At 66.6% G+C, this 14,379-nt stretch carries 13 protein-coding genes and 1 pseudogene; 10 read left to right on the top strand and 4 right to left on the bottom strand.

Going from position 1 to position 14,379, the window contains the following annotated elements:
• Positions 1 to 129: 129 nt before the first annotated feature.
• On the bottom strand, positions 130 to 1,041 hold the full coding sequence (locus tag ACH41F_RS37445; RefSeq protein WP_327417523.1) for a helix-turn-helix domain-containing protein: 912 nt from the start codon (positions 1,039 to 1,041) through the stop codon (positions 130 to 132).
• A gap of 261 nt (positions 1,042 to 1,302) precedes the next feature.
• On the opposite strand from ACH41F_RS37445, the gene ACH41F_RS37440 reads away from it, so the two are divergent.
• A complete protein-coding gene (locus ACH41F_RS37440) occupies positions 1,303 to 1,752 on the top strand; it encodes a hypothetical protein (protein ID WP_391243265.1) in 450 nt (149 codons plus the stop codon).
• A 271-nt stretch (positions 1,753 to 2,023) separates the two neighbouring features.
• Positions 2,024 to 2,883 (top strand): IS5 family transposase gene (locus ACH41F_RS37435; protein ID WP_398839529.1). Its coding sequence is split into 2 segments (ribosomal slippage): positions 2,024 to 2,372 and positions 2,372 to 2,883, totalling 861 coding nucleotides; the frame shifts between segments, so codons are not numbered across the junction.
• Positions 2,884 to 2,944: 61 nt separating this feature from the next.
• Here ACH41F_RS37435 and ACH41F_RS37430 read toward each other — a convergent pair.
• Entirely contained in the window at positions 2,945 to 3,229 is a 285-nt protein-coding gene (locus ACH41F_RS37430) for a hypothetical protein (protein WP_391243268.1), read from the bottom strand.
• A gap of 476 nt (positions 3,230 to 3,705) precedes the next feature.
• On the opposite strand from ACH41F_RS37430, the gene ACH41F_RS37425 reads away from it, so the two are divergent.
• From ACH41F_RS37425 to ACH41F_RS37415, 3 genes are all read left to right on the top strand, one after another.
• The gene (locus tag ACH41F_RS37425; RefSeq protein ID WP_391243272.1) at positions 3,706 to 4,257 is read left to right on the top strand and encodes a hypothetical protein; all 552 of its coding nucleotides are present in this window, start codon (positions 3,706 to 3,708) and stop codon (positions 4,255 to 4,257) included.
• Positions 4,258 to 4,526: 269 nt separating this feature from the next.
• Positions 4,527 to 5,222, top strand: coding sequence for a hypothetical protein (locus ACH41F_RS37420; protein WP_391243275.1), 696 nt, complete (start codon positions 4,527 to 4,529; stop codon positions 5,220 to 5,222).
• An 842-nt stretch (positions 5,223 to 6,064) separates the two neighbouring features.
• Positions 6,065 to 7,270, top strand: a complete 1,206-nt coding sequence (locus ACH41F_RS37415; RefSeq protein ID WP_398839528.1) for an IS256 family transposase — start codon at positions 6,065 to 6,067, stop codon at positions 7,268 to 7,270.
• A 380-nt stretch (positions 7,271 to 7,650) separates the two neighbouring features.
• Here the strand turns inward: ACH41F_RS37415 and ACH41F_RS37410 are convergent, their stop codons facing one another.
• On the bottom strand, positions 7,651 to 7,797 hold the full coding sequence (locus tag ACH41F_RS37410) for a hypothetical protein (RefSeq protein ID WP_398839520.1): 147 nt from the start codon (positions 7,795 to 7,797) through the stop codon (positions 7,651 to 7,653).
• Positions 7,798 to 8,949: 1,152 nt separating this feature from the next.
• On the opposite strand from ACH41F_RS37410, the pseudogene ACH41F_RS37405 reads away from it, so the two are divergent.
• The 4 genes and pseudogenes from ACH41F_RS37405 (at position 8,950) to ACH41F_RS37390 (ending at position 11,184) form a co-directional block, all read left to right on the top strand.
• Positions 8,950 to 9,522, top strand: a pseudogene (locus ACH41F_RS37405) (winged helix-turn-helix domain-containing protein).
• On the top strand, positions 9,438 to 10,004 hold the full coding sequence (locus ACH41F_RS37400; RefSeq protein ID WP_398839527.1) for a transposase: 567 nt from the start codon (positions 9,438 to 9,440) through the stop codon (positions 10,002 to 10,004). Before ACH41F_RS37405 ends, ACH41F_RS37400 begins: the two are co-directional and overlap by 85 nt.
• A gap of 41 nt (positions 10,005 to 10,045) precedes the next feature.
• The gene (locus ACH41F_RS37395) at positions 10,046 to 10,636 is read left to right on the top strand and encodes a hypothetical protein (protein WP_391243284.1); all 591 of its coding nucleotides are present in this window, start codon (positions 10,046 to 10,048) and stop codon (positions 10,634 to 10,636) included.
• Positions 10,637 to 10,755: 119 nt separating this feature from the next.
• On the top strand, positions 10,756 to 11,184 hold the full coding sequence (locus ACH41F_RS37390) for a peptidase inhibitor family I36 protein (RefSeq protein WP_391243287.1): 429 nt from the start codon (positions 10,756 to 10,758) through the stop codon (positions 11,182 to 11,184).
• A gap of 260 nt (positions 11,185 to 11,444) precedes the next feature.
• On the opposite strand, the gene ACH41F_RS37385 is transcribed toward ACH41F_RS37390, so the two are convergent.
• Complete coding sequence (locus ACH41F_RS37385) at positions 11,445 to 12,239, bottom strand: alpha/beta hydrolase (protein WP_398839519.1); 795 nt, start codon at positions 12,237 to 12,239, stop codon at positions 11,445 to 11,447.
• Positions 12,240 to 12,729: 490 nt separating this feature from the next.
• Here ACH41F_RS37385 and ACH41F_RS37380 point away from each other — a divergent pair, with 490 nt between their 5' ends.
• A complete protein-coding gene (locus ACH41F_RS37380; protein WP_398839518.1) occupies positions 12,730 to 13,932 on the top strand; it encodes an IS110 family transposase in 1,203 nt (400 codons plus the stop codon).
• Positions 13,933 to 14,379: the final 447 nt, after the last annotated feature.

Here is a 14,379-nt window from a genome sequence, read left to right as displayed (position 1 = left end):
GACGGCAATATCAAGCACGGCTCAGTCACTACAAGCGCCGTGGACACAGCCCTTGAAAACTGCCCAGCACTCAGAACAAGCACCGTTGCAGTACTCACCCATATCGCCGTCGTGCCGCCCGGGTTGCTTCTAGACGCGGGCCGCTTCCAACAGACCTGCCGCGTGTGCGGTCCGCCGGTACAACACGTAGCGCCCCTCTCTGACCTTGGTGACGAGGCGTGCGCGGTGCAGGGCGCTGAGGTGGTAGGAGACGGTCCCTGGCGTGCATCCGATCCGGGCGGCGAGTTCTGCGGTGGACCGGGCGGTTTCGAGCTCCGCCAGTAAGGCCGCTCGGGTGTTGCCGACCACCTGCGCGATCCTTCCGGACCTGCGGTCCCGGTCGGCTCCGATCCGCTGGGCGGGGTAGTAGAGGACGAACTGCCCGGGGGTGTCGACCTGGATGACGACGTCGGGCCGGTTGAGCACGCTGGGGGCGAGGACCAGGTCCCGGCCGGTGACATCGATTTCACCGTCCCACGGCGTGGCGAGAGTGACCGCGTCGCCTGCCCAGGCCATGTCGGGATGAAGTGCTCCGATCACCCGGCCGACGCCCTGGGTGGCGATGGCCGTCCCGCGGTGGGCGATGTCCTGATCAAGGATCGAGCTTAGTTCGGGCCAGCCATCGGCCAGGGCTTCGCGCCAGAACCGGGCGAGACCGTTGGCGAGATGCCGCTGCATACGCCCCGACTCCGCGATCCGGCGGGTTGTGGCCAGCAGCGGCCTGTTCCAGTGGGTCCGGGTGTGAGTGAAGACCTGGGTTAGGAGGTCGTCCTGCGCTGTGGCCTCGATCTGCGCGATCTGCTCGTCGATCAGGTCACGGCGCTGTGCGTCCGTCCCTGGCTGAGGGGTGAGCAGGTCGGGTATGTAGGTGTCGCCGTTCTGCGGCAACAGGTCCGCGAGCAGGGCAACGTCGGGATGGGCAAGTGACGCGCGGGCGAGTGGTCCGGGATGTCCGAACACCGGGTGCCGTCTCGACGCGGCAGTGAGTTTCAGCCACGCCATGGACTCCGACGCGGGGGAAGGGGCCAGCCGTGTCCTGGACACTGTGTCGGCGTCTACCCGCAGAGTGAGCACCGCCCCGACGCTAGCAGTCGTCGCCCTGGATTTGAACTGGCTCGAATGCTTTCCGGCGCGAGGTCCACGCGTGATTGAGTCCTGTTACCGGACAACGGCAGCAACGTTCACTGCCCGATCTGAGGCGGTCGCCTCCGCACGACGGTGAGGGCAGTGTGGACTTCGTCACACCCAGACCGAGAGGGACCCATGAAACTGAAACGCCTTGTCGCCACAGCAGGAGGAGCCCTGCTGACCGCGTTGGTATTGCCGGCGGACGCCCACGCCGCTGCCGTTGCCTGCGGAGGCGGCGTCTCGACGCAGAACATCGGCGCCCGGGGCTGTATCTCCGCCGAACGATGGAACGACGGGCGGATCTACTGGCGCGACATCACCGCTCACGTCCTCCTCACCAACTCCCGTGCCCACGCCTCGTGGGTCGAGTACGAGGCGTACTCGACTACGGATGGCAGCTACTGGGACAAAATGGGCGGCAGTCGGATCATCGTGGAGCGGCGTTCCACCATCGGCCCGATCGCCATCGCCTCCACGACCCGCCTCTGTGACACGACCAAAGTCACGATCCGCGTCCACGTGAGGCCGGCGGGGGGAGCCTGGTCGAACTGGTCCAGCGCGGCCACCTCGCAGTGCCAGACCTGACACTGCCAGACCTCGCACACCGCAGCGCCCCCGCCTCCCGGAATTGGAGGACGGGGGCGTCCATATCGCTAGGGGGATAAATGATCACGGACTGGTTTCGCGGAGCCAGAGGATCAGCGAAACCAGTCCGTGATCATTTATCAGACACTGCCTAGCTAGGCGCGTGCGCGGGAGACACTAGGCGCTCTACCGGTCGGTGTCGACGTCACGGGATTCGGCCGGGCTAGGGCCCGTCTTCAAAGATCATTGAGTGGTGGATCATGGTGGGGTGATACGTCGTCATGAACTCACTGACCAGGAGTGGGAGTTACTCGCTCCGCTGATACCGCGGGCTGCGACAGGCCGGCCGCGGGTGGCGGACCGGCAGGTCATCAACGGGATGGTCTACAAGATCCGGACCGGGATCTCCTGGCGTGACCTGCCGGAACGCTACGGCCCCTGGCAGACAGTCTACACCCGCTTCCGCCGCTACGCCCTGGACGGCGTGTTCACCCGAGCCCTGCAGCAGATCCAAGCCGGCGCGGACGCGGCCAGCGACATCGACTGGCTCGTCCAGATCGACTCCACCATCGTCCGCGCCCACCAGCACGCCGCCGCCACCGGCCGAAAAAGGGGACCAACAGCCCGGACGAACCGGACGATCACGCCCTCGGCCGATCCCGAGGCGGACTGACCACCAAAATCCATCTCGCCTGCGACGGCAAGGGCCGCCCCCTCGCCGTCCTGGTGACACCAGGCCAACGCCACGACAGCATCTGCGCGCGACCTCTTCTGGAGCGCATCCGTGTCCCCCGCACCGGCCCGGGCCGACCCCGCTGCCGGCCCGACCAGGTCATCGCAGACAAGGCCTACAGCTCCCGCAGCTTCCGCGCCTACCTGCGCAAACGCGGCATCGGCCACACCATCCCGGAGAAGACCGACCAGCAGCGACACCGCCGCAATCGCGGCCGTCGCGGCGGGCGACCGCCAACGTTCGACCGGCAGATCTACCGCCAACGCAACATTGTCGAACGATGCTTCAACCGACTCAAGGCCTTCCGCGGCATCGCCACCCGATACGAGAAGACCGCCACCTCCTACGAAGCGGCGGTCACACTCGCATCAATCCTGCTCTGGGCAAGATCCGTTTGAAGACGGACCCTAGTTCTCAGTCACGCCCGCAGTCTGCTCCGCCGCGCCGAGCGGGGAAAGCTCATCCGTTCAGGACGACGGGGCGCAGGGGTGCACCGTTTTTGAGGACGTTGGTGACCAGGTCGGCGAGACCGAGCGGATAGACCGTCTCGGTCGTGGCGCGCAGTTCGGCGAGGGTCCACCAGCGGTGCTCGCGGATGTTGTCGGGCTGTGTGGCGCCAGCCGGGTCGACGTCGGCCGCGGAGATGCGGGTGAGGAAGTACTTCTCCACCTGGCGGACCTCGCGTCCGCCGACCAGGGCGACTTCGTGCGTCTTCTCCGCCCAGTCGATGCCGCAGTAGATCAAGATCTCCCCCTCCCTGTGCTCGGGTGTTCGTACTGGTCACGAGCTCATGCGGAACCACGCAGCGACCTAATCCAAGGACTCGACACGAGGTCGGTCCGCCACCTCAGCAGCTGTTCGTGGCACCAGCTCACCGCATGGGCCCCGGTCTGCGTTGGAGCTGAAGTGGCTCGGGTATCACGAGGGGTCACCATGCAACGGGCTCGCACCACAGACACCAAAGAGTGATCAAGCGGGCAGTGTTGGCGATGGTGGCAGTCACGAGAGCGTCGGGCATCACCGCTCTGGACATAGGGATCAAGTCCCAGGACGACTCGGCGTCAGCCCGACACTCACGTGACCGCCATCGTGACCGACGGCTCCGATGCCGTGATCACACTCGCCACATTGTGATCATCACTCAGGCTGACTCCGTGGCGAGACGCTCGCGCAGCTACCCTGATCAGGGCAGTCCACAGCGCGCAAGACCCGGGGTAACCGTGAACCGACCGCTGCTGTTCCTCGACGTGGACGGGCCACTCAACCCCTATGCAGCCAAGCCGGAGAGGCGCCCCGACGGCTACACCACACTCAGAGTTCCCCAGAACGGCGCCCGACAGCACGATACGGGCCTATCGTCCCGACGACGCCCCCTACGAGTCTGGCTCAACCCAGAGCACGGACACATCCTGCTCCAGCTCGGCTTCGAGCTGTGCTGGGCCACCACATGGATGGACGACGCCAACCGGTGGATCGCACCGGTTCTCGGCCTCCCGGAACTTCCCTTCGTCGAGTTCGGCGACGCCCTACTCCAAGAACGCCCTGACGGAGTCCACTGGAAGACCGGACCGCTGGTGAACTACGCAGGCGGCCGTCCTTTCGCCTGGGTGGACGACGAGCAGAGCGAGCTGGATCAGACCTACGTGACCACCCACCACCAAGGCCCCGGGCTCCTCCACCACGTCAACCCGCGGATCGGCCTACGGGAGAATGACTTCCACGCCCTCGCCGACTTCGCCCGGTCCCTGGACACCTCACGGGTTAGCGGCTGAGCCTCACCAGCCCTTCAGACCGCTCCGCACTCGGAGCGTGATGGGAGGCGCGACCGCGCTCACCACCGTGAGCGTCACGCTGGCTGGAAGTGTTATGTACCGCAGAACGACATCACCCAGGCAGGCCCCCAATCTTCGAGCGGGAGCGGCGTTTGCCCCTCGCACGGCGACCTCACGTCACGTCGTCACGTCAAGTAGCTCCGTCGCATTGTCACTATTTGCGCTGACTCGGATGTGCAGAAGGAGCCAGGCTGTCACCATCAGCGGCTATGACTCTTCTCAGGGAGCACCCGCGCTTCACTCCCGACACCTGCCTCTTAGGTACCGACGGCATCGACTGGAGCTCCATCGCCTCGGCCGGGGCAATGAGCGCGTTCTGCGGCATCATGGCCGGCTTCGTCTTCGCAGGCCTGGTGACCGTGATCGGCCAGAAGAATGCTCCCGGCGGGGACGGCCACGCCTCACGAGGCCTGAAGCTCTTCCTCCCCTGCTTCATCGGCCTCGCGACAGCCTCTTACCTGTACGCCCTTACCGCCGGCGAACTCGTGTGCTCCCGCGCCATCACGGAACAGCTGTTCTCCGGGGCCATCCTCGCCACAGACGCGCTGATCGTCGTGGTCGCCCTTGCCTGGCTCCTGCCGGCATACGACCGCAACAAGCACGGTGAAGTCCGCTTCTTCCGTGGTCTGATTCAATTCGCCGCGCAGTTCTCCATGTTGATGGTGATCGTGTCCGCCGACGGGTTCAACAACTCGGTGCTCGAGCGCCAGGTCAGCCCCTGGGCCAATGCACTCATCTATGGCGGTGGCCTCGCCTTCATGGCCACCATCTTCTTCGTCTGGTGGAAGCCCCTCCCCACTGCCCCGGCAGCGCCCTCCCCACTGCCCCGGCAGCGCCCACCCCGCTGCCCAACGGCATCACCGCGGCTGAATGGCCTGCCCACTGGCGCGACGAAATCCACCTGAACCACCGCGTACGAATCGCAGCCAGGACAGCCGTAGCCGTCGGAGGACTCCTCGCCGTCGCCGGCGGGAGCGCCGTCGGGATCCCCTGGAACCACTGGACACCCATGGCGCCCTGGCTGGCATACACGCTCTCCGCCGTCACCCTCGCACTGCCCGGCATTGCCATCACCACAGCAGTACGATGCGCCCCCCGCACCTGACCCGCGGTACCTCACCCGGACAGGCTGCGCGTTGTACAGCCAGTCCAGGGCGGAACCGGTAGTAGCCCCACAACCAGGGCACCGCGAGATCTTGCTCCGGGCGAACGTCACGCACTGCCGCCCGCACATATATTGGCGAGATGGACGAAGCCGAGGCGAGCGGTCAGCTGTGGAGGAACGAGGTACGAACGCGTCCGACAGCCGAGCAGGACCGGGATGCCCTGGCAAGACTTGTCGAGGCGAACACGGACTCCTACGAGCTTGAGCTGTACGAGCACGCGGCAGATTCCCAGGCACTCTCAATCGACCGCGCCCAAAGATCGCACGCTGGGCAGTACGCCAGGCACGTGCGGCGACTTCGAGAGCGTCAGCAGCACCAAGGAAGCTGAGCAATAGATCTGATCGTTGAGCAAGTGGGTCATTGACGATGTTCGGCACACCCCCCTGGCGGCACGTACATCGTCCAGGGCCTTCCAGGATGCGGTCCCCGGAAAGGCGGGAGTGTAAATCTAACGGCGGATCCGACGATCATGGGAGAGACGTCAAGTGACTGACACCGCCGTGGAGTTGGAGAACGTGGAACCTGTCGAGAGTGCCCCCGCCGGGCAGCCTGCGCCCGCGTCTGACGAGCAACTGGTCGCGATGCTGGTGGAACGGGCCCGGTCTGAAGGTCTGCAGCTGACCGGGCAGGGCGGGCTGCTGCAGCAGCTGACCAAGCGGGTCCTGGAATCTGCTCTGGAAGGTGAGATCACCGATCACCTCGGCTATGAACGCCACGATGCTGTCGGCCGGGGCAGCGGCAACTCCCGCAACGGGAGCCGGGCCAAGACCGTGCTGACCGACGTGGGGCCGGTGGAAGTGAAGGTCCCCCGCGACACGGCCGGCAGCTTCGAGCCGCAGATCGTCAAGAAGCGACAGCGACGCCTGACCGGCATCGACGAGATGGTGCTCTCCTTGTCCGCGAAGGGCCTCACGCACGGAGAGATATCGGCTCATCTCGCCGAGGTCTACGGCGCCGAGGTGTCCAAGCAGACCGTCTCCACCATCACCGACCAAGTGATGGAGGGCATGGCCGAATGGCAGAACCGTCCCCTCGACCGCGTCTACCCGGTCCTGTTCGTGGACGCCATCAACGTCAAGATCAGGGACGGGAAGGTCGCGAACCGTCCCATCTACGTGGTGATGGCGGTGACAGTGGACGGCACCCGCGACATCCTCGGCATCTGGGCCGGCGACGGCGGCGAGGGAGCCAAGTACTGGCTGCACGTGTTCACCGAGCTGAAGAACCGCGGCCTGGACGACGTGCTCATGCTGGTCTGCGACGGGCTCAAAGGACTCCCCGAGGCCGTGGAGACCGTCTGGCCTCGCACAATCGTCCAGACATGCATCGTTCACCTGCTGCGGAACTCGTTCCGATACGCCGCCCGCCAGGACTGGGACAAGGTCGCAGGAGCCCTCAAACCCGTCTACACCGCACCCAGCGAGGACGCCGCGACGGAGCGCTTCCTAGAGTTCCAGGACTCCTGGGGCCGGAAGTATCCGGCGATCGTGAAGCTGTGGTCGGACGCCTGGGCCGAGTTCGTGCCTTTCCTCGCCTTCGACGTCGAGATCCGCAAGGTCATCTGCAGCACGAACGCGATCGAGAGCGTCAACGCACGCATCCGCAGGTCCGTCCGCGCCCGCGGGCACTTCCCCAACGAGGCCGCCGCCCTCAAGTGCATCTACATGGCCCTGATGAGCCTGGACCCGACCGGGAAGGGCCGCAAGCGGTGGACCATGCGCTGGAAGGCGCCTCTCAACGCGTTCCAGATCGCCTTCGAGGGCCGCCTGACCCCGAGCAACAACTGACCACTCAACAAACAAGATCAGCCGTTAAATTGACACACCCTTGGGTGGGAAGAGTCTCGCGATGTGGGCATGGAACGACACGTCGAGGACGCTCAGCGGCTGGTAGCCGTGTTGCGTATCTGCGTCGACAAGAATGTCGCTCTCTTCTTCGGATAACGACCCCGCCCCCCGGAGCCGCCACCGCGGGCGGCGGGGCATCCACTCAGGCAGCGTCGTCCCGGTCTCCTTCGAGATCTCCCGCAGCTCATTGCACCGGACTCGTAGAGCCCCCCGAACCAGAAGCCGTCCGACAGCTCTGATGACAGGACCGCGAAGGACGGCACCGGGACGGACGACGCCAAGGGCCCGCCGGACACAGACGACAGCGACGACAAGCGCTCCTACAAGGAGAAGATCAAGGACTTCTTCGCCAGGCCCGAGTCGCCGCCGCACTGCCGGACCCGGCCGTCCTCTCGCGCCTCCAACACCAGCAGCAGCGGCGCCAGCCGGTCCGTCGCATGGCCCCGGCCGGTATGCGTACCGATCACCCGGCCGGGGTGACCCGGCCGTCCCTGCGCGCCCAACCCGGCGCCATCACGGCGTCCCACGGCGCCCTGCCGGACGGCCTTGGCCCGGGTGAGCGTCAGGGATGGCAGCGGCACCCGGTGTGGTGCAGGGGCCGGCCCCGGAGGACCGGGCGGAGGCGCCAACCTCCCAGGGCCGCGCCTGTGGCCGGCATTCACTCCGCTCATGACCAGGCAATTACGCGACAGACCTGTAGCTTGGACTGGGCCGGACTCGGCGGCCGAGAGCTCTCAACAACGGTGCAGAAAATAGGGGGTTGACTTGCTTCCAGCCATGAGAGTCACAGCGAGAAGAGCGACTGCGATCGCAGCTACGCTCGTGGCCACCGCGGGATTGACCTTGGCTGGCGCGCCCAGCGCGGCTGCTGACGAGCTGGCCTCGTTCGATCTCAAATATGGCGCGACGTACTTCCGCGGCACAGTCGACTTCCACAACCGGTCGGTCACCGTCCGGGGCCAAATCCGAGGCTTGAGCGGCACGGGATGCCGTCACGGAGATGCAGTCGCGTTGGCGAACACCGGACTCCTGGACGCCGGAAAGACGGGCCAAGTGTGCAACGGGCCCGTTGCCCGGGAGATCAAACTCGAGGCAGACGTGCCCGGAGGGGCCGGATGGGTGCAGGTCGGACTCCTTGACGCAGACGGTCTCGGCGACGCCCTCGTCTGGTGCGCCGTCCAGCGCGGAGACGAGTACTGCGAGCGGCCATAGCTGCCAGGAGTCTGTACGACGAAAGCGGACACCGGTCGTTGACCAGTGCGCGCCGCGCCAGTCAACGACCCTACGCATCCTGTGGGGTGGGGCGGCGCACCCCAAGGGGATGGCTACCCTGCGCTGCCGGACGGTGGGCAGATGGCCATGATGCGCGGACGACGCCGGAGGCGGACAAGTGCCAGATCGGGGTGGACATGCTGCGCGTCCCAGCCCAGCCGATCCACCGCCTTGACCACGCCCGGAGAAGCGGCAACAGGAAACCTCTGGTCAGGCATTGCGCGCCCGCCAGCCGCCCGTCCACGCTACTGACTTCGGCTCGTCAGGGTGAACCTTGGCGAAGCTTCTGATGGGCTCGGAGTGGTGGCTGTATCCCATGGTGTGTGAAATACGGTGATGGGGGCGGGTTGACCGCTGCGGGGCGTCGCCGCCGGGAGTCGGTACGGATGCAGGCGGCTGAGTTGTTCGAGCAGGAGATCAAGCCGCCGGAGGTCGCACGGCGCCTGCGAGTGAGCCCGAAGTCGGCTTACCAGTGGCACCACTTGTGGCGGGACGGCGGCGTGCGGGCTCTGGCCTCCCGTGGGCCGAGCGGATCTCGCTGCCGACTGTCGCCACGCTGTCTGGAGAAACTGGCCGCGTACCTCGATGAGGGCCCTGCCGCCCACGGCTGGGTGGAGGACCAGGTGTGGACCGCGGCGAGGGTGGCCACGCTGATCGGCAGGAAGTTCCACGTCTCCTACAGCGTCTCCGGAGCTACCCGGTTGATGCACCGGCTCGGCTTCAGTCCGCAGGTCCCCGCACGCAGGGTCGCAGAACGCGACGAGCAGGCCGTCACTGCGTGAAAGGAGGTGACCTGGGCCGAGGTAAAAGAGTCCGGGCGGCCTGCGGGGGCTACATCTGCTTCGAGGATGAAGCAGGGTTCACCCGGAAGCCGCCCCGAGGTCGAACCTGGGGCCGGCGCGGGCGCACGCCGGTCGTGACTGTCAGTGGGCGCCGCTCTGGGCGTCTGTCGGTGGCCGGGCTGATCGCGATGCGGCCGGGCTCGCGGACCCGGCTGTGCCACCGTCTGCGCACCCACCGAGCGGGCAAAGGAAAGCGCCGCAGCATGGGCGAGCGGGACTTCATCGCACTCGTCGACGGCGTCCACCAGCTCGTCAAGGCACCGATCGTGCTGATCTGGGACCGCCTGAACACCCACGTCTCCCACGCCATGCGTGAGCTGATCGCCGAGCGCGAGTGGCTGGCGGTGTTCCTGCTGCCCGCCTACTCACCCGACCTCAACCCCGTCGAGTGGGTATGGGCACACGTCAGACGCAGCCTGGCCAACCTCGCCGTTGTCGCTCTCGACCGCCTCGAGGCACTCGTCCGCAACCGGCTCAAACGCCTTCAGTACCGGCCCGACACCCTCGACGGCTTCATAGCCGGAACCGGCCTGACCCTCGACGAACCCGCATCACCTTGACGAGCCGAAGTCAGTAACTCCCACTCCTGATCAGTGAGTTCATGACGACGTATCGCCCCACCATGATCCACCACCCGGTGATCTTCGAAGACGGACTCTTCGACGTGTTTCAGCACATTCCGCCCTCCGGCGCAGAAAGCGCTGCCGATTGGCCGGTGAGGCACTGTTGGCCACTGCACGCATCCTCTTATGCTACAACCGTCAACCAGTCAATCAGCGGTGGCCACCCGCGACTCCTGACCGTCGAATCAGTGGGGATACACGTGAAGCTCCGCACGAAACTTGCAGGGGGAGCAGTCGCCGCAGTGTCACTGGTGGGCACGACGCTCGCCGGACCCGCGGCCGCTGGAGAGACGACCGTGCTGGCGACAAGGAACTGCCCACCCGCGCCGACCTGTTCGTTCCAGGTCACCGGGTTCCCCGGTGGCACCATCTCGATCGACCTCGATGAATACGGCAGCGGCACGGCCGTTCACCGCTGGGACCTGATCAACGGTGCAGGCTCCTACCAGTGTTACGGGACCTACCGTGCGATCGATCCGCCCAGGTCGTGGACCTGCAGCGGGGTCGCCGGAGGCACGGTCACGGTAGTCGCCCAGATGAACGGCGGCGGCTACATCGGCATTCGCTGATCTCCGGGTCCGCCGGAGGCCTCTCGGCGAGGCCTCCGGCGGAACACCGAAGAGTCGGAACTGACCGACACGCGCCTGGCCTGAGGCCAGGCGCCATCGAAAACGGGGATAAGTTCACCATGGCCCTACGTAAGGCGGCCGCGTCAGCAGCGGCCTCTCTGGCCTTCCTCATCGGCCTCTCGGGCACTGCCTCGGCGACGACGACAGCGCCCGCAGCCGACAACAGCGGTGCGTCCATCATCGGCGTCACCGGCCACCCGAGTGCCAACAACGGCGGCAAGGACTGCGCCTACGGCAACCTGTGTCTGTACACCGGCCCGAATCAGACCGGGACGAGGTTCGACCTTTACAACTGCAGTACGTACAGCCTCAACAGCTGGAACGGCTGGGGCTCCTGGGTCAACCGTCAGACTCCTGGCCAGCAAGCCTGGTTCATGGACGTCAATCACACTGTCGTCAGCACTGCCCCCGGTTCCAACGGGCCCGACGACTACTGGCTCGTCCTCTACTACGACTACGCCCCCATCTGGTACGTCAAGAACTGCTGACCCCTCCTCCCGGCCGCTCTGGTCGGAGCAGATGGGTTTGTTCCAAATGGCGCCTGGTCACAGCCAGAAAGCGGGCCATGGTCGGTAGCCTCTTGTCCATCCGGGAGCAGGGCGACCAACTGGCTCGTCGACATGGCCGACTCGCAATCGCCCAGGCGATCACGTGGTGACTGCACCCCTCCCGCCCTTGGTCTCCGGGCCTTGGGCGGGATGGGCGTTCCGGTGAACGGCGCCACTGGCCCACGCTGCTGTGGATCTGCTCATCCGACGCTGGGAGTGGTGAGGGGGTACAGCGTGCGCAGGCCCTCGTTCAACGCATACGACAACGCCGACCCGTGGGTCTGCCTGGGGTACAGGCGGGAGGTGAGCTCCAGGGACGGGTAGTCGCGCAGTCGCAGCAGCTGCGACATGCGGGTCATCGACCCGACAATGTCGGCGGCGGCCACATAAGGATCGGTGAGCTCCGCCTCGCCCGCGCCGAGGAACACCTTCGCCGCCAGGTCGTCGTGAGTCATGGCGTAGTCGGCCTCCAGCGCGAACAGCAGATCCTCACATCCGCTGAGGGCAGGGCTGCTGGTTAAATAGCGGCCGAAGGCCGCCGGCCGGGAGAGAAGCGCGTAGCCGACGAAGTGTCCGCCGCCGGAGAAGCCCACGAGACCGTGGTCGTCGTCGAACCGGAACTCGGTCGCCAGCCGCGGGCGCAACTCGTCGACCAGGAACGACAGCAGCGCATCGGCGCCGCCACCGCCCGTCGGCGTTTCGCTGGACAGTGCTTCCATGCGTGCGCCGCCGGGTCCTGCATTCACCCATCTCGGCATCGGATAGAAGTCGTGTGTTCGACGCGCGCCGAACTCGGCGGAATCGCTCTCGGCGGGAGCGCCGAGGCCGATCACGATGAGCTCGGCGATCTCCTGCACGGTGTGGAGCCAGTTCATCAGGCCGATGACGAGCGGGAAGCTGAGGGAAGCATCCGTCACCCAGAGGACGGGGTAGCTGCGGTCACCGTGCTCGTACGACGGGGGGAGCGCGACGTGCACGTCATGCGGCCAGGGCACACCGGTCCCCTGCGTCCGTCTGGTGGGCAGAACCTGATACGTAGGGCCAGGCGTTGTCGGTCAGCTGCTGGTCGGCGGGCTTGACCGTATCGGCAGGCTGCTCCGGCCTTGGCCGGGCCTCGAACGCGCGGCGGCGGGCATTGGCCGTGCGAGTGACGGCGGCAAGCCGTTTCAGGTTCTCCGGTGTACGCAGCCACGTCGCCGGGTCGGTCGTACGGCCCCCCTCCCCCGTTATGTTTTTCGCGGTCCTGCAAGAGGGCCGCTGGCCTCCGGGCCCGGCATGGCTGGTCCCCCCTGTCGAACCGATGACCTGCGGGGTGGTGCCACCGGGCCCGAGAGGCGCCGTGGGAGACGCTGATGAGAGGTCCGACTACCGCCTGGCCTGGTGCAACGCCGGGCCGCTTGTCGGCGGCAGGTCTGCATAACGTGGATGCGCGCACGACGCCAACGCCTGGGCCAGCACCACATGAACCCTGTTCGGGAGGATGGGTTGGACGACATCGACGACGTGGGCGTCTTCCTCGGCCTGGACGTCGGCAAAAGCGCCCATCACGGGCACGGGCTGACCCCGGCCGGCAAGAAGGTCTTCGACAAGCAGCTGCCCAACAGCGAGCCGAAACTGCGGGCCGTCTTCGACAAGCTGACGGCGAAGTCCGGCACCGTGCTGGCGATCGTGGACCAGCCCGCCTCGATCGGAGCCCTGCCCCTGACGGTCGCCCGGGCCGCCGGCTGCAGGGTCGCCTACCTGCCCGGACTCTCGATGCGGCGGATCGCCGATCTCTACCCGGGCGAGGCGAAGACCGACGCGAAGGACGCCGCGGTGATCGCGGACGCCGCCCGGGCCATGCCGCACACCCTGCGCTCGCTGGAACTGACCGACGAGATCACCGCCGAACTGACCGTTCTGGTGGGCTTCGACCAGGACCTCGCGGCCGAGGCGACCCGCACCTCCAACCGGATACGCGGCCTGCTCACCCAGTTCCACCCCAGCCTGGAGCGGGTCCTGGGCCCGCGCCTGGACCATCCCGCCGTGACCTGGCTGCTGGAACGCCACGGATCCCCGGCCGCCCTGCCGAAAGCCGGACGCCGCAGGCTGGTTGAGGTGATCCGGCCCAAGGCTCCGCGCATGGCCCAGCGGCTGATCGACGAGGTGTTCGACGCGCTCGACGAGCAGACCGTCGTGGTCCCGGGCACCGGCACCCTCGACCTCGTGATCCCGTCCCTGGCCGGTTCGCTCGCGGCCGTCCACGAACAGCGACGGGCCCTGGAAGCGCAGATCGGGCAGCTGCTGGAGGCTCACCCTCTTTCCGCGGTCCTGACCCCGATTCCGGGGGTCGCGGTCAGGACCGCCGCTGTTCTGCTGGTCACCGTCGGCGACGGCACCAGCTTCCCCACCCCCGCCCACCTGGCCTCCTACGCCGGCCTCGCCCCGACGACAAAGTCGTCGGGGACCTCGATCCACAGCGAACACGCGCCCAGAGGCGGCAACCGACAACTCAAACGCGCGATGTTCCTGTCCGCGTTCGCCGCCCTGCACGATCCCGCCTCCCGCACCTACTACGACCGCTGCCGGGCCCGCGGCAAGACCCACACCCAGGCACTCCTCCGCCTGGCCCGCCAGCGGATCAACGTGCTGTTCGCGATGCTCCGCGACGGCACCCTCTACGAACCCAGAACCCCACGCCTCACTTGACGAAAGACATAGAGGCACCCCCCCCCATGGCCGGCCCACTCTCGGCGAGAACCCGGTACACCTGGCCCCCTTCCCCACCGCACAACGCGAAGTTCACACCAGCAGAATTGGTGCCAGCTCAGCACGGGTTCCGTGGGGTGCTGTGGGTGTCGCACTGCGGGGCCGGGCGCGGCGACCCACTGCAGTTCGGCGTGGGTCACAGCTCCGGCAGTGGTGCGCCGCAAGGTCAGCGATCGTGATGCGGACCCTTGCGGTCAGTTTCTGTCTTTTGCAATCAAAAGCGAAGCAGTGGACGGGGGCAGTGAGGTTTCTTCGAAAATGAGTTGCGTTTGCCAGTTCTTGCCAGCAGTAACTCTTCGGCTTTCAGCCCGCAACCTCGACCCACTTCGCTACGTTGGCTTCACGCCCTGAAATTTCACTCAGGGTTGTCGATGATGAACGGTGGGT

It is taken from the genome of Streptomyces sp. NPDC020489 (assembly GCF_044386545.1).
Classification (GTDB): Bacteria; Actinomycetota; Actinomycetes; order Streptomycetales; family Streptomycetaceae; genus Streptomyces.
Note: the sequence above shows the minus strand (reverse complement) of the source record. Positions and strands in the feature narration are given on the sequence as shown.